Annotated in this window: 14 protein-coding genes; 6 read left to right on the top strand and 8 right to left on the bottom strand. The window is 73.0% G+C overall.

All coding sequences use genetic code 11. The features are described from left to right. Positions 1-22 precede the first annotated feature (22 nt). On the top strand, positions 23-898 hold the full coding sequence (locus MUU72_RS22820) for a geranyl diphosphate 2-C-methyltransferase (RefSeq protein ID WP_248015225.1): 876 nt from the start codon (positions 23-25) through the stop codon (positions 896-898). Positions 899-1,011: 113 nt separating this feature from the next. On the opposite strand, the gene MUU72_RS22815 is transcribed toward MUU72_RS22820, so the two are convergent. The 3 genes from MUU72_RS22815 to MUU72_RS22805 form a co-directional block, all read right to left on the bottom strand. Continuing rightward, positions 1,012-2,280, bottom strand: coding sequence for a cytochrome P450 (locus MUU72_RS22815; protein ID WP_248015224.1), 1,269 nt, complete (start codon positions 2,278-2,280; stop codon positions 1,012-1,014). 68 nt (positions 2,281-2,348) lie between these two features. Then, entirely contained in the window at positions 2,349-3,752 is a 1,404-nt protein-coding gene (locus MUU72_RS22810; RefSeq protein WP_248015223.1) for an NAD(P)/FAD-dependent oxidoreductase, read from the bottom strand. Then, positions 3,749-3,967 carry a ferredoxin gene (locus MUU72_RS22805; RefSeq protein ID WP_248015222.1) on the bottom strand — a complete coding sequence of 73 codons (219 nt, stop codon included), beginning with the start codon at positions 3,965-3,967 and terminating at the stop codon, positions 3,749-3,751. Before MUU72_RS22805 ends, MUU72_RS22810 begins: the two co-directional genes overlap by 4 nt. An 833-nt stretch (positions 3,968-4,800) precedes the next feature. Between MUU72_RS22805 and MUU72_RS22800 the strand changes: the two genes are divergently transcribed. Continuing rightward, positions 4,801-7,197 carry an SdrD B-like domain-containing protein gene (locus MUU72_RS22800; RefSeq protein WP_248015241.1) on the top strand — a complete coding sequence of 799 codons (2,397 nt, stop codon included), beginning with the start codon at positions 4,801-4,803 and terminating at the stop codon, positions 7,195-7,197. 308 nt (positions 7,198-7,505) lie between these two features. Next, on the top strand, positions 7,506-8,186 hold the full coding sequence (locus MUU72_RS22795; RefSeq protein ID WP_248015240.1) for a hypothetical protein: 681 nt from the start codon (positions 7,506-7,508) through the stop codon (positions 8,184-8,186). A 7-nt stretch (positions 8,187-8,193) separates the two neighbouring features. Here the strand turns inward: MUU72_RS22795 and MUU72_RS22790 are convergent, their stop codons facing one another. Continuing rightward, positions 8,194-9,534, bottom strand: a complete 1,341-nt coding sequence (locus MUU72_RS22790; RefSeq protein ID WP_248015221.1) for a right-handed parallel beta-helix repeat-containing protein — start codon at positions 9,532-9,534, stop codon at positions 8,194-8,196. A gap of 87 nt (positions 9,535-9,621) precedes the next feature. Here MUU72_RS22790 and MUU72_RS22785 point away from each other — a divergent pair, with 87 nt between their 5' ends. Together MUU72_RS22785 and MUU72_RS22780 are read left to right on the top strand one after the other, a co-directional pair. Continuing rightward, entirely contained in the window at positions 9,622-10,779 is a 1,158-nt protein-coding gene (locus tag MUU72_RS22785) for a Dyp-type peroxidase (protein WP_248015220.1), read from the top strand. A gap of 150 nt (positions 10,780-10,929) precedes the next feature. Next, positions 10,930-12,546 carry a purple acid phosphatase family protein gene (locus MUU72_RS22780; RefSeq protein ID WP_248015219.1) on the top strand — a complete coding sequence of 539 codons (1,617 nt, stop codon included), beginning with the start codon at positions 10,930-10,932 and terminating at the stop codon, positions 12,544-12,546. Positions 12,547-12,610: 64 nt separating this feature from the next. Here MUU72_RS22780 and MUU72_RS22775 read toward each other — a convergent pair whose 3' ends face one another. The 4 genes from MUU72_RS22775 to MUU72_RS22760 all read right to left on the bottom strand — a co-directional run bounded on the left by MUU72_RS22775 (position 12,611) and on the right by MUU72_RS22760 (position 17,368). Further along, positions 12,611-13,264 carry a response regulator transcription factor gene (locus tag MUU72_RS22775; RefSeq protein ID WP_248015218.1) on the bottom strand — a complete coding sequence of 218 codons (654 nt, stop codon included), beginning with the start codon at positions 13,262-13,264 and terminating at the stop codon, positions 12,611-12,613. 90 nt (positions 13,265-13,354) lie between these two features. Beyond that, positions 13,355-15,064, bottom strand: coding sequence for a sensor histidine kinase (locus MUU72_RS22770; RefSeq protein ID WP_248015239.1), 1,710 nt, complete (start codon positions 15,062-15,064; stop codon positions 13,355-13,357). A gap of 279 nt (positions 15,065-15,343) precedes the next feature. Further along, on the bottom strand, positions 15,344-16,678 hold the full coding sequence (locus MUU72_RS22765; RefSeq protein ID WP_248015217.1) for a phospholipase D-like domain-containing protein: 1,335 nt from the start codon (positions 16,676-16,678) through the stop codon (positions 15,344-15,346). 285 nt (positions 16,679-16,963) lie between these two features. Then, positions 16,964-17,368 carry a winged helix-turn-helix transcriptional regulator gene (locus tag MUU72_RS22760; protein ID WP_248015216.1) on the bottom strand — a complete coding sequence of 135 codons (405 nt, stop codon included), beginning with the start codon at positions 17,366-17,368 and terminating at the stop codon, positions 16,964-16,966. 92 nt (positions 17,369-17,460) lie between these two features. Here MUU72_RS22760 and MUU72_RS22755 point away from each other — a divergent pair, with 92 nt between their 5' ends. After that, a complete protein-coding gene (locus MUU72_RS22755) occupies positions 17,461-18,288 on the top strand; it encodes an NAD(P)H-binding protein (protein ID WP_248015215.1) in 828 nt (275 codons plus the stop codon). Positions 18,289-18,782: the final 494 nt, after the last annotated feature.

Raw genomic sequence — 18,782 nt, 5'->3', positions numbered from 1 at the left:
GCACCACCGCAAGGAGTTCACGGTGACCCTCACCCATCCCGACACCGCCCGCACCGCACTGCCCGCCCAGACCACGTACCAGTCCCGGGTCGCGGACTACTGGAACGCCGAGGAGAACCCGGTCAATCTGGAGCTCGGCCGGATCGACGACCTGTACCACCACCACTACGGCATCGGTGACGCCGACCGATCGGTGCTGAACGAGCCGGACCCCGGCCGGCGCCGCGAGCGGATCACCGGTGAACTGCACCGGCTGGAACACGCCCAGGCCGAGCTCCTCGCCTCCCACCTCGGCGACCTCTCCCCCGCCGACCGGGTCTTCGACGCCGGCTGCGGGCGCGGCGGCGGCAGCGTCGTGGCGCACCTGCGCTACGGCTGCCGCGCCGACGGCGTCACCATCTCCGCCAAGCAGGCCGACTTCGCCAACGAGCAGGCCCGCCGGCGCGGGATCGACACCAAGGTGCGCTACCACCACCGCAACATGCTCGACACCGGCTTCACCACCGGCGCGTACGCGGCGTCCTGGAACAACGAGTCGACCATGTACGTCGAGCTGGACCTGCTCTTCGCGGAGCACTCCCGGCTCCTGCGGCGCGGCGGCCGCTACGTCACGATCACCGGCTGCTACAACGACGCCTACGGGCGGGCCTCCCGCGAGGTGTCGCTCATCAACGCCCACTACATCTGCGACATCCATCCCCGCTCGGCGTACTTCCGCGCCATGGCCGCCCACCGGCTCGTTCCGGTGCACGTCGAGGACCTCACCGAGGCCGCGCTGCCGTACTGGGAACTGCGCCGGGAGGCCGAGCACCTGGTCACCGGTATCGAGGACACCTTCCTCCAGGCGTACCGCAACGGCAGCTTCCAGTACCTGCTGATCGTCGCGGACCGGGTGTGAGGCGCCGGGCGGCCGCCCCTCAGGTCCCACGGCGCGCGGTGCGGCAGCGGCCCGCGGGGCACGGCCCCCGGGCCGCTGCGGCGTCCGCTCGGCGCTCCCCGGCGCGCGCCGGGTCAGGCGCTGATGCCGTCGATGTCGACCAGGACGTGCCGCGGCCCGCGGAAGATCTGGTTGTGCCGGTAGGGCGGCGGGTCCTCGACGAGCCGGGGGCCGCGCACCCGGCGGACGAACTCGCCGACCGCGACCTGGACCTCCAGCCGCGCCAGCGGAGCCCCGAAGCAGAAGTGGATGCCCTGGCTGAAGCCGAGGTGCTGGTTGTCGCGGCGTTCGAGGTCGAGTGTGTCGGGGTGGGTGAACCGTTCCGGATCGCGGTTCGCCGAGCCGTACACCAGGAAGATCGGCGCGCCCTTCGGGATGGTGGTGCCGGCGATGTCGATGTCCTCCAGGGCCGAGCGGGTGTGCCAGAACTGCACGGACGACTCGAAGCGCAGCAGCTCCTCCACGCCCGGCACGATGAGTTCGGGCCGGCGGCGCAGCTGCTCCAGCGCGTCGGGGTGGCGCAGCAGGGTCAGCACGCTGTGCGCGATGAGGTTGACCGTGGTCTCGTGCCCCGCGAAGATCAGCAGCAGGGCGTTGCTCGCGAGCACGCCCTTGGACATCCGTGCGTCCTGGCCGTCCGCGTTCATCAGGGCCGAGAGCATGCCGGGGCCGGGCTGCCGGGCGTACCCGTCGAGCAGTTCGGCCGCGAACCGCCCGAACTCCTGCACGGCCTGCCGTCCCTCGGCCTGCCGGCTCTGGATCTCCTCGGAGGCGGCCTCGGGGCCGAAGTCCAGGGCGTCCAGGGCGGTCTCGATCCAGCGGTGGAAGCGCGGCTCGTCCTCCAGCGGTACGCCCAGGACCTTGCAGATCACCGTCACCGGCAGGGGGTAGGCGAAGGCGTCGACGGCGTCGATCCGGCTCTTGCCCTGCATGGCGTCCAGGAGGCCGCCGACGATGCGGCGGATCTCGGGCTCCAGGTCGGAGATCCACCGCGGGGCCGGGGGCGGGCCGACGAAGTGCGGCATCATCGCCCGGCGGTCCCGGTCGTGCTCGGGCGGATCGGAGATGATGATGTTCGGCTCGGTCAGCACCTGGCGGATCGGTTCGGCCGCCGGCTCCCCCGAGCCCTGCGTCCGGGCCGCGCCCGGGGCCGGGCACTTCTTCGGATCCGAGCTGACCCGCGGGTCGTGCAGCAGCGCGACGATCTCCCGGTAGGTGCTGACGACGTACGTGCCGTCCGGCTGCCGCGCCACCGGTGTCTTGCGCAGTTCCTCGTAGAACGGGTACGGATTGGCGCGGTTCGCGTAGCGGAGGGCCTGCTGCCAGGGGGTTTCCTCGACCACGAGGCTCCCCTCCTTCTTCCTGTCGGTGCTCGGTGCGGTCCGCCCACCTGCTCGGCGCGGCGGGCGGGTCAGCGGCGCCGGGGCCGGAACTCCGCCGTCCGCTCGCTCGGGTCGTGGCCGGTCAGGACGACGTCGGGGGCGGCCCCGGGGGCGCCGCGCGCCGGGAACTCCGCCGGCATCGGCTTGCTGTCGGACGGCTGGTCCCAGCCCGGCGGCGGGGGCGGGAACGGACCGGAGCGCTCGATCAGCTGTCCGTAGTACTCCAGCCACTTGCCGTGGTCGAAGGCGACGGCCGCGACGATGCGGCCCCGCCGGCCATAAGCGGCGGCGAACCGGCGCTCCGCGACGGACCCCTGGGTGAAGACGATCTCGTCTCCGAAGGGCGGTACGCCGACGGACTTGATGTTGACGCCGAACTGGCCGGACCAGAAGCCGGGCAGCAGCAGGTGCGGGCGGTAGCGGGGTTCGAGGTTGACCATGTTGTGGGCCGCGACCTCGGCGCCGAGCACCGCGTTGTCCCAGTGCTCCATCGCCAGGAACTGGTACTCGTACAGCACGTGCGGGGCGCGCGCGACGTCACCCGCGACGTAGACGCTGTCGGTGACGACGCCGTTGATGTCGAAGGCACGGCCGCCGGCGTCGCACCCCAGGCCCCAGAATCCGGACGCCAGCCCGGAGCCCTCCAGCCATTCCACGTTGCGGATCGACCCCAGCGAGGCCACCACCACGTCGGCGTCGACGGTGGAGCCGTCCGAGAGCCGGGCCTGCCGCACGTGCCCGCCGGAGTCGCCCTCCAGGGACGAGACCCCCAGGCCGCAGCGCAGGTCCACGCCGTGATCGCGTTGCAGCTGCGCGGCGATCTCCCCGATGACCCCGCCGAGCGCGCCGACCAGCGGCGCCGCACCCCGCTCGACGACCGTCACCGGGAGTCCGAGTTCGCGGCAGACCGAGGCCACTTCCGAGCCGATGAACCCGGCGCCGATGACCAGGACCCGCGACGGCGACGCGGCCAGCTCCTTCTGCAACGCGGCGGCGTCCTCGCGCGAGCGGATCGTGTGGACCCCGTGCAGGGCCGCCTCGGCCGCGTTCGGCCACTGCCGCGCACGGGTGCCGGTGGCGATCAGCAGCCGGTCGTACGGGACCCGCTCGCCGTCGGCCAGGCACACCTGCTTGGCGGCCCGGTCCAGCCCGGTGGCGGCCACCCCGAGCCGCCATTCCGCGTCCACTTCCCGCATCCGGGGCAGCTTGGTGTGGTCGGCCGCCACCCAGCCCTTGAGCACCTGCTTGGAGAGCGGGGGGCGGTCGTAGGGCTCGTACGGCTCGTCCCCGATGACGGTCAGGGAGCCGGTGAAGCCCGCCTCGCGCAGGGCTTCCGCGGCCCGCAGCCCGGCCAGGGACGCCCCGACGATCACGATCCGGCCGCTGGCCCTGAACTCGCGCACCAGCTCCGCGACCGTTGCCGGCAGGGTCATGGCGTCGTGCTCCCCTCCGTGCCGTCCAAGCGGTCGAGGACGATCGCCTGCACCGGGCAGGCCGCAGCGGCGCGCTCCACGTGCAGGCGCTGCTCTTCGTCGGGGTTCGGTTCGTAGGTGAGGGCCTCCTGACCGCTCAGCCTGAAGACCTCGTGCGCCAGATACACGCACTGGCCGTATCCCTGGCATCGGTTCAGGTCCACGACGATCCGCATGGGCGGACTCCTTCCGATCTGCCGGCCGAACTGGCCAGTCCACCCGTCGCCCGGACGGCACCGCCGCTGGGCGGCCGCTCGGTCGCGTTGCGCGGTCGCCCGGCCGGTCGTCTCCGGCACAGCGCCGCTCCGGGCGGTGACCGCGCCTCCCGGTGGCCGCCGCGACCCTCAGGTCGCGGTGCGCATCCGAGGGCTCCGACGGGAATTGCCCCGGTCACCCCGCCCTAGAAAAATACTCACCCCGCCTTCCGGCGAGCGCAAACCCGCTGTGCGGAAGATCGGGAACGGGTCGGGGGCGGTACCGCGGCGCCGGGCACCCGCCGGTCCGGCGGCTTTTTCCCGGGAGCCCGGGGCTTTCGCAAGTGCCGGTGCGGGCACCGGAGTTCTGCTGGTGACGCCGCCACTTCAGCGCATAGAATGTCGCGCGCTGCCCGCAATGGCGGTCGGCGGTGGGGGGCGAGGGTGCCGTGGGCGAAACGCAAGAACACACCATGCACGGCAGTCCCACCCGAGACGGTGAACGTGTGTTTGCTTTTGCTTTTCCTTGTCCGCGGTCCCCGGAAATCGTCCGCCACCTCCTCGAACGCTCATCACCCGGCGGTCCGCTCAGCGGCCGCGGGCCCTTTTCCCTTTCCGCGGAGTCCGTGCCCGGGGCCGCGAATGGGACGTGCAGCGAGAAGTAAGTCCTTGGTTTCCCCGCCCGGAAGAGAAGAAGAAGTGTGGAGTGTGATGCCATGAACCAAGTCAGCAGAGACTCGGGCCGGCCGGCCCGGAGGCTCGCGGCGCCGCTGGCGCGCATCGGGTTATCGGTGGTTCTCCTGGCAGGCGGCGCCATGGGAGCGGCGGCCGGACCGGCCGCCGCTTCGACCGCTGACGGCACCCTGACGGTTCAGGTGCTGCGCGATTTCTTCGGTACCGGCGTGATCAACACGACGATGGACGTGCCGCAGCGGGGCATGAAGGTGGAGGTCTCCGACCCCGCCGGGCACGTGGTCACCGGCGTCACGGATGCCACCGGAAAGGTCGTGGTGGCACGGCCGGCGGCGCTGAGCGGCGGCCGGTACCGCGTCGACGTCAGCGTCCCGGCCCCGTACAGCAGGTACCTGCGGGCGGCACCGGCGTCGACGGCGGACAACCACTTCGACAGCTTCACGTCCTTCGTGGATGTCTCGGACGGGAAGAACGCCTCGGTGGTGACGGGGGTGTGGGACCCGGCCGACTACGCCTTGCCGGACTCCCGGTATTTCGTACCGGTCCACAACGGCGCCAACGGGAAGGACACCCGGGCGCTGGTGGCGTTCGGGACGAAGGCCCGCGGCACGTGTCCCACCGATGCGGCGTGCCCCACCACACTGGCCACCCAGGAGCAGGTGGGCACGACGTTCGGGCTGGCGTACGACAAGCACCGGAGCCGGCTGTTCCAGAGCGCGTTCGCCCGCCGGTACGCCCCGTACGGGCCGAAGGGCGGCGGCGCGATCTACACGGTGCCGGTCAGCGGCTCGGGCGCACCGCACCTGTTCGCGCAGGTGCCGGGCGCGGCGGTGACGGCGCACGACAGCGCCAACATGATCAAGGACCCCGGCTTCACCGACGCACCGGGCAAGGAGAGCATCGGTGGCCTGGCGCTGTCGGAGGACGGCTCCACGCTGTACGCGGTGAACCTGCTGACCCGCAGCCTGGTGAGCTTCGATGCGACCGGGGCCACCGCCTCGGCGCCCAAGGCGACGGCGCGGATCCCGGACCCGAAGTGCGCGAGCGCCGGTGACTGGCGGCCGTTCGGTCTCTCCGTCCACGACAACACCCTGTACGTCGGCGGGGTGTGCAGCGCGGAGAGCACCCAGCAGCGCGGGGACCTGAAGGCCGTCGTCTACGCCTATGACGGCAAGCGGTTCACCACGGTGCTGAGCCACCCGCTCACCTACCCACGCGGCAGCGTGTTCGGGACGGGGGACAAGGCCACGCACTGGAACCCGTGGAACACCGGCCTGGCCACGTGGGACGAGCGGAAGTCGGGCACCACCTTCATCGATCCGCAGCCGGAGCTGGCCTCCCTCGCCTTCGCCCGCGACGGTTCGATGATCCTGGGCTTCCGCGACCGGTTCATGGACGTGCTCAGCTGGGGAGGGCTGGACCCCCGCCCGGGCACCGACACGGCGGAATTCGGCATGTCCGGTGGTGACATCACCATGGTCTGCGCCACCCCCACCGGTGAATACCAGTGGGAAGGCACCGGCAGTTGCCCCAACCACGCCACCCCCGCCAACAACGGCGCCCAGGACCCCGGTGTCGTCGAGTACTTCCCGGGTGACTTCTTCGCCAACGCCCACCAGGAGACCGCGCTGGGGTCGGTGGCCTACATCCCGCAGCAGCAGTGGGTCGTCAGCACGGAGTTCGACCCGGTCGTCAACGTCGCGACCTCGGGGACCGGGTACTACGACATCGCGACCGGTGAGGGGCCGGGCAACAAGCCGACCGCCAACGGGTACCAGTTCGTCAGCCAGGGACAAGGCGGCTTCGGCAAGGCCGGCGGGCTCGGCGACATCGCGTACGAGGCGGCGAACGCGCCGATCCAGATCGGCAACCTCGTGTGGTACGACGGCGACCGCAACGGGATCCAGGACCCGGCGGAGGTGCTGCTGCCGGGGGCGACGATCAACCTGCTGGACAAGGACGGCAAGCAGGTCGCCACGACGAAGACCAATGCGGCCGGGGAATACTACTTCGGCGGTGTCGGCGCCGCGTACCAGCTCACGCCGGGTGCGAAGTACACGGTGCAGTTCAACGTCTGTACCGCGGACACCGGCAAGGTGCCCGGCCGGCCCCCGGCGAGCAAGCTGCGCTTCACCCTCCCGCGCGTCGGCGCCAACCGTGCGCACGACTCCAACGTGACCCCGCCGACCACCGGTCAGCTGTGCAACGGCTACGCGCCCGTCACCGCGCCGGACAAGCCGGGCGGCGTCGACCACACCATCGACGCCGGGGTGTACATCCCGAAGAAGGCACCGCACCCGACCCCGACCCCGACGCCGACCCCGAGCGGGCCGCCGGCTTCCACGCCGCCGTCCCCCGCGCCGCCCGCCAACCCGGCGCCGGACGGGGGGAGCTCGGGATCGCTGGCCCACACCGGTATGTCCAGGCTGCCCGAGACAATCGGCCTCGTGGTCCTGCTGCTGGGCGCGGGCCTGGGCCTCGCCTTCGTGAGCCGGAAGCGCCTCGCCAGGAAGCACTGAACGAACCGGCAACGGAACGCACCGGACACCGACCGAACACCAACCGAACCGATACAACCGAAGAATCCGCACGACGGTGAGCTGCCTGCTCGCGTGCCCGACCGGCGCGGGCGGGCAGCTCACGTCTCACGGCCGGTCCACGAGGGCCGAGGAGAGGGTGGAGCAGCAACGTGTCAGCGTCCAGCCGCGCGCGGAGCGCGAGGAACCGGCAGGCCCTACCGGGCCGTACGGCCGGCCGGTGGGGCCGGTGGCTGCGGCGGCACCGGGTGGTGGCCGGCATCGGCCTGGCCGCGGTCGCGGGGGCCGTCGTGGCCGCGGTCCTGATCGCCGTCGGCGGCTCCGGGTCCAGCGGTCCGCGCGCGCTGACGGCGGACGAGGTGAACCGGCTGGCGATCACGCGCTTCCGCAACTACCAGGCGCGCGGCCGCACGGTGACGATCACGGTGCCGGGCACCGCCGGCGGGCTCACCGTCACCGGAGCCGTCGACTACCGGGGCAAGGTCGGCTACGGCGTGGTGCACGGCACGGGGCGCGGCACCTCCAGCGACGGGCTGATCCAGTGGACGGCCGGCTCGGTGTTCGTCCACCCGATGGCGCACGCCCCGGACCGGGCACCCGCGTCGCCGCCCCGCTCGGGCTGGTACGGCCGCCGCCTCCAGTCGGCCGGCAGCGCACTGGACAGCGCGCTGGCCATCGCGCTCGGTCTCGGCCTCGACCGGCCGGACAACGCCCAACTGCTGGCGCAGAACGGCGCGTCGTGGTGGGGGCGGGAGGAGATCGACGGGCACCGGGTGGACGTCATGACCGGACCGTCCGTGCCCGGCCGCTCCGGTACGGCGGGCACCGTGCGCTACTGGGTCGGCCCGGACGGCACCATGTACCGGGTCCGGGTCAGCGTCGGTTCCGAGCCGCAGCCGGTGGTCATCGGCTTCGACGCCCGGGCGTACGTGCCGATCGTGCCCGTGCCCGGCGTCACCCCGGCGCGGTAGCCGGGAGTCAGGACGTCTGCACCCGCGCGTGCGCGGCGAGCAGGGACGCCGGCGGCAGCGCGATGCCTGCCGTGTCCGGCAGGTCCGGAACGGCCGGGACGGCGGTGGCGCCCGCGGTGGTGGCGTGCGGGAACTGCGGCTGCGGTGCCGGCGCCGCGACCTCGGTGAACGGGATGCCGCCGGGTGCCGTCGGCGGCGTCCAACTCCCCGATTCCGACGGCGCCCGGCCCGACCGCGGGCAGGTCGCGGCGGTCGCGAGCGAGGCGGGCACGGTGGTCCGCAGGGCGTTGCCCCGCAGGCAGTTGCCCCGCCCCCGCGTGGCGCCGGGGAACGTCCAGCCGACGTCGACGCCGTTCCCGGTGAAGGTGTTGTCCGTGATCTGGTTGCCGACCGGGGGGATGTCGGCGGTCGCCGTGATCACCAGTCCGGCGTTGCCGTTGCCGGCGATGCGGTTGCGGACGAAGCGGTTGTCGCTGCCCCCGTCGATGCCGACGCCGATGCCCCATCCGCCGTCGGCCTGCGCCGGGGTGGCCCGCTGCTGGTTGGCGGCGATCAGATTGCCGGCGAGGACGGCGCCCTGCTGCGGGAGCAGCTTCTCCTGGTGGTCGGAGTTGGTGGTGAGTCCGACGCGGTTGCCGACCAGGCGGTTGCCGACCACGTACATGTCTCCGCTGGCGTTCGTGCCCTCGTAGCCGACCGCGTTGAGTTCGGCGACGTTGTCCCGCACCACGATGCGGCAGGGCTTGCACTGGCCGACATAGATCCCCGAATCGGCCCCGCCCGAGGTGTACGAGTGCTCGATGACGCCGTTCTGCGCGGAGAACGCGTAGATGCCGTACAGGCCGTTGCGGGTCGCGGTCACGTAGGAGACCAGGAACGACTTGAGGAAGGTGACCGGTTCGTCGCCGGTGTCGTAGCCGCCGTTGCCGCCCGGCAGGCCGGCGGCCGCCTTCGCCGAGCCGGTGACCAGGACCCCGTTCTGCGTGTTGTTCCGCACGGTGAGGTTCTCCACGGCCACGCCGGGCGCCGTGACGACGATGCCGTTCGGCTGCCGCAACCGCCCGTCGATGACGACCGTGTCCCGCGCCTCCCCGCGCAGCGTGACCCGCTCCGTCGCGACCCGCACCGACTCGTGGTAGACGCCCGGGGCGACCAGGACCAGGTCGCCGGGGTGCGCCAGGGACACCGCGTCCGAGATCGTCGGGGCATCGGCGGGGACCCGGATCGTGACGTGCGCACCGCTCGGCCGGCGGCCCTTGCCCGACCCTCCGTCGCCACCGCCGCAGCCGACCACAAGCGCCAGGGTGCCCAGTACCGCCGCCACCGCGCGAAGAGCTGATCGAGACATGATCCCAGTCTGGCACGGCGTCCAACTAGGCGCCAGATTCGACGGTTTGACCGGTATCCACGATTCCGGTGTGACACCCTGCACACCATGCACCGAGCCGATCCCCAGCCGTCGCGCCGCACGTTCCTCCACGCCACCGGCGCCGTGGTGACCGCCGGCCTGGCCGCCGGCTGCGCATCGGACTCCGCCCCACCGGACCGGCCCGCCGCCACCGCGGCGGCCGCACCGCTGCCGGTCCCCGCGACCGGCCGCCACCAGGCCGGCATCACGCTGCCGCAGCCGGCCCAGCCCCACCTGCTCGCCGTGGTGGCCGACCTCGGTGCCGCCGTGGCCCCCGGTCCGCTCCTGGCCGAACTGGGCGAGACCGTCCTCGCCCTCCTCGCGGGGAGCGACCGGCGGCTGATGGGCCTGGCGCCGCGCGATGTGACGGTGACCGTCGGGGTGGGCCCCCGGCTGGTGCGCACGGCCGGCGCCTCGCTGCCCGGTGCGGAAGACCTCCCGCGCTTCTCCCGCGAGCGGATCGCCCCCCAGGCACGCGGCGGCGATCTGCTGTTCCAGATCTGCGCCGGCGACCCGCTGCTCCTCCCGGTCGTCGCCGCCGCGCTCCTGCACCAGGCCGGCGACCGCGTCCGCGAACGCTGGCGGCAGTCCGGACGCCGCGGTGCGCACGTGCCGCTCGGCAACGGCCTGACCGCGCCCCGCAATCCGCTCGGTTTCATCGACGGCATCGTGGGCCCGCACACCGCCGCCGAACAGCGACGCGACCTGTGGCTGGCCGGACCTCCCGCCGTCGCCGGCGGCACCCTCGCCGTCCTGCGGCGCATGGAACTCGACCTGCCGCGGTTCGCCGCCCTGACCGTGGCCGAGCAGGAAGCGGTCTTCGGGCGCCGCCGGGCCAGTGGGGTGCCGCTGTCCGGCGGCACCGTCGCCTCGGGCCCGCAGCTCGGCGCCAAGACGCCGGACGGGCGCTACCTCGTCCCCGCGGACGCCCACGCCCGCAGGGCGAACCCCGCCGTGGTCGGTGCCGGCCTCATGCTCCGCCGCTCCTACAGCACCGACGAGCCCGCCCCCGGCCTGCTCTTCATCAGCTTCCAGAACGCCCTGCGGACCTTCACCGCCACCCTGGCCCACATGGACACCTCCGACGCGCTGCTGCCCTTCACCACCACGACCGCCAGCGCGACCTTCCTGATCCTCCCCGGCTTCGACCGGCAACGCCCGCTCGGTTCGGCGCTGTTCGGCTGAGCGGCCGGGCCCGCCGCTGCGGCAGGGGGACGGCGGGCACCCCGGCCGCCCGCCCCTTCGCCCGACCCGGTGCGCGGTCCGCGGGCCGCGGACCGGCCGGCCCCGCCTAAGGTGCATCCGACCAACCTCGTTCTCACCCAGGGGCGTTAGATGTCGATCGCACGCAGATCCCTCCTGACCGGTTCGACGGCGGCGGTGACCGCCGGTGCCCTCGGCGCCGCGGGGCGCGCCGAGGCCGCCGGCCCGGTGCGGCCCGCGCCGCTCCCCCTGCTCGCGCGCACCCCGGGCCGCCTCGGCACACCCGCCGTCACCGGACTGCACCTCCAGTTCGGTGCCGACCCCGCCGGCGAGATGACGGTGTCCTGGCTCAGCCCCCGCTCCGTACGCCGCCCGCAGGTGCGCTTCGGCACCCATGACCACGGCACCGGCAGCGTGGTCGACGCCGAGACCCGCACCTACCGCGACGGGCTGAGCGGCGAGGAGGTCTACGTCCACCACGCCCGCCTCACCGGACTGCGGCCGGACACCACCTACCTCTACTCGGCCGGGCACGACGGCGCCGCGCCGGAGACCGGTGCGTTCACCACGGCGCCGCGCGGGCGCACCGCGTTCACGTTCACCAGCTTCGGCGACCAGGGCGCGCCCAATCTGCGCCGGGTCGTCACCTGGCCGGCAGGCGGCGCGCCGTCCCCCTCGGGGCGCTTCCCGCTCTACACCAGCACCCAGGCCGGCACCCCCGCCTCCGCCGACATCGTGGCCGCGGTGGAACGGGTCGGACCGCTGTTCAACCTGGTCAACGGCGATCTGTGCTACGCCTCGGCGGCCGGTGTCGTCGGCCAGGACCGGGTCGCGACCTGGGCGGACTGGTTCATCGGCAACAGCCGGTCGACGCGGCTGCGCCCGTGGATGCCGTGCGTCGGCAACGGCGAGAACGAGAAGGGCAACGGCCCGCTGGGGCTGACCGGCTACCAGACCTACTTCACGCTGCCCGGACCGGCGGGCGGCGATCCCGGGACCCGGGGCCTGTGGTACGCGTTCACGGTGGGCTCGGTCCGCTTCATCAGCCTGGCCAACGACGACGTGGCGATCCAGGACAGCGGCGACACCTACGTCCGGGGCTATTCGGACGGGGCGCAACGGCGGTGGCTGGAGCGGGAGTTGAAGGCCGCGCGGAGCAACGCCGGCATCGACTGGATCGTCGTCTTCATGCACCACCCGATGATCTCCAGCAGCCGCAGCGGCAGCGGCAGCGACCTCGGCATCCGCGCGGCCTGGGGTCCGCTCTTCGACGCGTACGGGGTCGATCTGGTGCTGTGCGGCCACGAGCACTACTACGAGCGCTCGCTCCCGGTGCGCGGCACGCTGCCGAACGAGGCCCGTACGCCGGTCCCGGTGTCCACCAGGACCGATGTCGCCGACACCGCCAAGGGCACGGTCCACATGATCATCGGAGGCGGCGGCAACTTCGCCACCACCCAGGACGACCTGTTCCAGGAGCCCAAGGGGCGCGTCGTGGTCGACCTGTCCAAGGAGACCCAGGGCCGCCACCGCAAGGCGGTCTTCGTCACCGAGGACGCCCCCTGGCGCGCCGTCCAGGACCGCGTCCACACCCACGGCTTCGCCGCCTTCGACGTCGACCCGGGCGACCGCCGCACCGGCCGCACCCGCATCCACGTCACCTACTACACCTTCGACGGCCCCTACGGCGACCTGACCCCCGTGGACACCTTCACCCTGGAACGCCCGCGCGCGGACGCCCGCCCCTGAGCGGCGCCGCCGTCCGGGCTGCCCGCCGCGCCACCGGGTGCTTGCCGTCAGCCGTGAGCCGCCATCAGGCCGTCAGGCCGGCGTCCCGCGCCAGCAGGGCGGCCTGCACCCGGTTCTCGCAGTCCAGCTTGGCCAGGATCCGGCTCACGTACGTCTTGACCGTGGCCTCGCTCATGTGGATCCGGCGGCCGGCGTCCGCGTTGGACAGCCCCTCGCCCAGCAGCGCCAGGACCTCCCGCTCGCGGTCCGTGAGCGTCCGGAGCCGGCGGCGGGCCTGCTCGGCGCGGTGCGCGTGCCGGCCGGACGCCAACGAGTCCACGACGTGGCGGGTGGCGCCCGGCGACAGGTACGCGTCGCCGGCCGCGGCAGCCCGTACCGCGCGCAGGAGCTCCGCGGGCGCCGAGTCCTTGAGCAGGAAGCCGGCACTGCCGCCGGTCAGCGCGCGCAACACGTTCTGCTGCTCCCCGAACGTCGTCAGGATGAGCACCCGCGTGTCCGGGACCGTCCGGTGCAGCTCGGCCAGGGCCGTCAGCCCGTCCATGACCGGCATCTGGAGGTCGAGCAGCACGACGTCCACGCGCCGGGTCCGGGCCAGTTCGACCGCCTCGCGGCCGTCGGCCGCCTCCGCGACGACGTCGATGTCGTCGGCGGAGGAGAGGATCATCCTGATGCCCGCCCGAATGAGCGGCTCGTCATCCGTGACGAGAACCCTGATCACGACGCTCCTGAACGGTCTTGAACGGTCTAGCTGCGGACGCACCATCATCCCCGACCGGGCCGCCCGCCCGCACCCGCGGCGCCGGCCCCCTCAACTCTCCACGTCGAAGGACTTCTTCTCGACCAGCCGGCCGCCCTTGAAGCAGAAGCGGAAGACCGGCAACGTGCTCCAGCTGCGTCCCGCCTCCGTGGAATGCAGGCTGAGGCACGTCGCCCCCGCCGGCACGGGAGGCGCCCCCCGGCCCAGGTCGCCGGTCAGCACGGAGTCCCCGTCGGGCAGCTTCCTGCGGACCTCGGCCTCCGGCCGGCCCACCCGCACCGCGTCGTACTGCGCCGGCTCGATCATGGCCTTGTCCGCCTCGCCCATGAGGAAGATCCCGCCGACGACCGCGGCGGCCAGCAGCAGCGCGCCGGTCACCGCGACCACTCCGCAGCCGATGGCCGCCCCACTGCGCCTGGTGTTCCTGCTCATCGCCCTGACCAGCTCCTTCGGCAATTCGATCCCGTCGATGACCGGATCACCCTCGCCGGGGCGGCCCGCCGGGCTCTGCTCCCGAAAGTCGCCCGCCGGATCGACGAACGTCGTCGCCGCACCACCGGGCACGGGACTGCGCACACCGCCGTCCGGCGCGGTGTACGGCAGCACGCCCGCCAGCCGGAAGCCGCCCCCGGCCGCCGGGCCCGCGTGCACCATGCCCCCGACGAGCCGGGCCCGCTCTCCGAGCCCGGTGAGCCCCTGCCCTCCGCTCACCACGCTCCGGCGGGCGTCCGCCGGCACCCGCGCGGGGCCGTTGGCGACCTCCACCACCAGCGAGTCCGGCTCATACCGCAGCGCGACGGTGATCGGGGCGCCCGGAGCGTGCTTGTGGGCGTTGGTCAGCCCCTCCTGCACGAGCCGGTACGCCGTATGCTCACCGGCCGGGGACAGCGGACGCACCTCGCCCGTGCGCCGCAACTCCACCGCCGCGCCCGCACTCCGGGACGTCTCCACCAGCCCCTCGATCCCGGCCACCCCGCGCGAGGGCACCGCGGCGTCCGGCACTTCCCCGGCCGCCCGTCCCCCGGTGTCCGCCCCCTGGCCAAGGGCCTGGGTGCCGTCCCGCAGCACCCCCACCACCTCGCGCAGTTCGTGCATCGCGGCCACCGACGCCGCGCGCAGCACCCCCACGGCCTCCCGCTGCCGCCCGGTCAGCTCACGGTCCACCTCCAGCGCGCCGGTGTGCACCGAGATGAGCGCCAGCTGGTGGCCGAGGCTGTCGTGCATGTCCTGCGCGATGCGCTGGCGCTCCCGCATCCGGGCCTGCCCGGCGATCATCGCCCGCTCGCGCAGCAGTTGGGCGTGGTACTCCCGGAGCGTGTCGGTCAGCGTCCGGCGTTGCGATCCATAGCGGCCGGCGAGACCCGGCACCACGAGCGCGACCAGCAGCCCCAGGCCGGCCAGGACCGCGTACAACGGGGTGAGGCGGGGCAGTTCCCGCACGACTCCCAGGCCGAGGGTGAGGACGTACACCAGGCCGAAGACGCCGGCGGCCCTGCCCACCCCGCTGATCCGCCACCCCGCTGACCAGGCGGCGAGGAGGAGCAGCGGGCCGAGCCCCTCGAACGGCACGGATCCGAGCGCGGTCAGCAGCAGCACGGCCGCGGGCACCACCCGGCGCAGCGGAGCCAGCACTCCGGCCGCCAGCCCGACGGCGACGATCCGTACGGCGCCGCCGTGCCCCAGCGCCTCGCCCCCGGCCGCCAGCAGCCCGAACACCACACCGATCAGCGTTTCGCCCACGATGCGCCGGGCCGGCCACATCCCGGGCGCGAACAGCGCCCGGCCCGGGCCGGCCAGCCGCCGGGACACGGCACCCAGCCGCGCCACCGCCCCCCGTCGACCCGATGCACCGACGACCACGGATTCCCCACACATCACGCGCCCACGCTATGCCGCCCGGCCCACCACCGCACCGGCCATTGGTCGCGCCCCGCAACGACGAAAGTCGCGCCCGGCCCGGCCGCTCCGCCCCGGCACCCCGCACGCGACCGGCGGGCACCCGGCGGGTCCGAACGGGCCGGGCGCACCGGCGCCACTCGCTCAGGAGCAGCTGCTCGGGCTCCAGCTGCCCTGGACCCAGGTGCAGGTGGCGTGCGGGAGCGCCGACTTGAAGAACGCCTCGTACGCGTCGTAGACCGAGCTGTCCTCCACCTTGACCAGGGCCTCGTCGCTGTGGCGCAGGGAGTTGAAGGTGTAGTTGTGGCTGCCGGTCCACACGATCTTGCGGTCCTTCACCTGCGCCGATCCGTCGTCGTAACCGCCCTTGACCAGCAGGAACTTCGAGTGGAAGGGCGTCGCGCCGTTCGCCGCGCCGGGGAAGGTGTGGACGACCGGGCCGTGGTACGCGGTGAACGGGGCGGTGAGCGCCGCCTGGGTCTTGCGGGTCGAGCCGGTGGGGCCTTCGGAGGCGTACCCCTCGGGGAGCTGGTGGAGCACCTCGACCCAGCAGCCTTCCTGGTCGAGGGAGTGCAGCTTCTTGGCGATCGCGTACCGGCTGAGGAGGTTCATGCCGACCCGTACGACGGTCCGGCCGTCCTGGGTGCCCCAGCCGGGCGTGTTGCCCTTGCAGACCACGCCGTTGAGGCGGTTGATCACGGCATCGGTGGCCGGCTCGGAGGGCCGGTCCGGATTCTGCGATGCCTCGGGGAAGAAGTACGCCTTGGCCTTCCCCGCCTGGACCGTGCGGTAGTAGTTGTTGTTCACCTTCATCGCGGCGAGGTCCGCGTGGTATGACGCGTAGCCGTCGTACAGCCGCGCGTTCGCGTTGATCTGCGTCGCACTGTTCCACGCGCCGTAACCGCCCACCGACGGCCGGGCATCAAGATTCTCCGAGGACTGGACGACGACGTCGGTGGTGCCGTCGGTGAGCCGGGAGAACAGGAAGAACTTGTTGTGGTTGATCGAGGTGCCCTTCGCGGCGTCCCCGATGCAGCCACGCCCGGCGGGGCAGGAGACGGCGTACGAAGCGGCCGAGGTCGAGCTGCCCAGACGGGACTTCAGGGCGGCGAACGCCGCGTAGTGCGTGGGGCTCTCCCCCGAGAGCGAGTCGACGACCACCTTGACGTGCACCCCGCGGTCGGCGGCGGCGTTCAGGGCGGCGGAGATGTCGGTGTCGTCGAAGATGTACATCGCCACCCGGATGTCGGCGCCGGGCGCGGTGCGGCCGATGAGGTCGAGCAGGCGGTTCTTGATCCCGTACGGCGCCGCCGGACTGCTGAACACGGCCGACGCACCGGTCTCGGCGGCCGGAGAGCCGGCCGGAACCGCGGCGGCCCGCGCCCCGGAGGCCGGCGGCAGGAGCAACGCCGCGACGCACCAGGCGAGCACGCCGGCCGCGCGGCCCGCTATCCGGCCCCGACGCGGAGCCGCGGACATGGGCAGTGGCATAGGTCCCTCCAGAATCCACAGTTCACGTCACCCTCGGCAACGGCCCGCCGACCGCACCGGCCCGCCCCGCGCCCACACATCGCCTTCCACTCCCCACGGCCGAGCACTCATCCCCTTCCGGCACGGCCGCCTTGGCCACGTACCCCTTACCCGACAGCGCACCCGACTCCCCCCACCGGCTCTCCGGACACCGGAGTGACCGCGGGGGCGGGGATGCCCTCCCTGAGGTGACGTGATTCCTTGACCGGGCTGACCGGGTGGGGTGCCGCGCCGTCATGCGGAGTGCCCGCCCGCCCCCTGCCTGGCGTCGTAGGCGCGGCGGGCTTCTTCGACGGTGCCCAGGTTGGGGGACCACGCGGCGAGGGCGGCGAACAACGGCGCCAGGCTGCGGCCGAGTTCGCTGATCTCGTATTCCACCCGGGGCGGGACCTCGGGGTGGTAGGTGCGCAGGACGAGACCGTCGCGCTCCAGCTGGCGCAGCCGCTGGGTCAGCACCTTGGGCGTGATGGTGGCGATCCGGCGTTCCAACTCCACGAAGCGCTGCCGGCCGTACTCGTTGAGTGCCCACAGGATGGGTGTGGTCCAACGGCTGAAGACGATGTCGACCACCGGAGCGATCGGGCAGGCGTTGTTCGGCGAGACCTCGGCCCGGGCCCGCTGCGCTGTGCTCTCGGTCACATCAACCCCTCTTCCCCATTACTTTCCTCTAGGTACCTACTGGTCCCGCGATAGTAGCTTCGCCGTGCATCAGGAACGCGGAAGGAGCGAACATGATCGTGGTGACCGGCGCAACGGGTAATGTCGGGCGGCCGTTGGTACGGGCCCTCGTCGCAGCGGGCGAGCAGGTGACGGCGGTTTCCCGGCGGACCGCGGCGGCGCAGCTGCCGGCCGGGGTACGGCATCACCAGGCCGACCTGGCCGAGCCGCAGCAGCTCAAGCCCGTACTGGACGGAGCCGAGGCGCTGTTCCTGCTGACCTCGGGGGACTTCGTGGCAGCCGGCGGCGACCTCGGCGAGGTCCTGGAGGTCGTCCGCGCCGGCGGCGTCCAGCGGGTCGTCCTGCTGTCCTCGCAGGGCGTCAGCACCGGAGAGCACCCCTCCGAACTGGAGGACGCGATACGGCAGTCGGGCCTGGAGTGGACCATGCTGCGGCCAGGTGGCTTCCACTCCAACACCCTTCAGTGGGCGGATGCGGTGCGCGGGCAACGGACGGTGACGGCCCCGTTCGGTGACGTCGCGTTGCCCACCATCGATCCGGACGACATCGCCCAGGCCGCCGCGGTCACCCTGCGGGACGCCGCGCATACCGGCCACGTCTACGAGTTGACCGGGCCGGTGGCGATCTCGCCCCGCGAACAGGCCGCCGCGATCGGGGCGGCACTGGGCGAGCCGGTGCGGTTCGTCGAGCAGTCCCGGGCCGAGGCCAAGGCGGAGATGGTGCGGTTCATGCCCGAACCGATCGTGGAACGCACCCTCGACATGCTCAGCGCCCCGTCGCCCGGTTTGCGACGCGTCAGCCCGGACGTCGAACTCCTCCTGGGCCGCCCGCCGCGCGCCTTCGCCGCGTGGGCGACGGCCAACGTCGCGGCGTTCCGGTGACTGGCTGACGATCGCCTCGGGGAGCGGGCTCGCCGGCCTGTTGCCGGGTCGGGCCGGCGGAGTTCGCGGAGGCCGGTCACCAGGCAGGTCACGCCGATCGCTGAGGTGACCAGTGCGCCGAGTACGGCGCCGACCTGTCCCCGGCCCACCGCCGGGGTGAGGACGGCGGCGCCCAGGAACAGCGCTCCGAGGCCGACAAGCCAGCGTCCCGGTGAGGTGCTGCCGCCTGCCCGGGCCACCGGGGCGGCCACCGTCAGCGGCTCGATCGTCCCGTCCGGGTTCCGTACCGGCACCGCCCCCTCCTGCCGGCCGCTGCCCCGAGGGGGGCTCTCGCGGCTTCCGCCGACCTCGGCGTCCTCCGAACGCCGTGCTGTCGCGGGGTCCTGGTGGGCGGCGCTCAGTTCACGGGCTCTTCCCGGAACCGGCAGCGTTTTCTGGACATCGGCAAGGGGGTGCACCGGGACGTTGCCGTGCTCCGTACCCGCGGGGCCGGT

The sequence above is a fragment of the Streptomyces rhizoryzae genome, assembly GCF_023155275.1.
Lineage (GTDB): Bacteria > Actinomycetota > Actinomycetes > Streptomycetales > Streptomycetaceae > Streptomyces > Streptomyces rhizoryzae.
The sequence above is the reverse complement of the archived record's forward strand: the minus strand, read 5'-3'. Positions and strand labels throughout refer to the sequence as shown.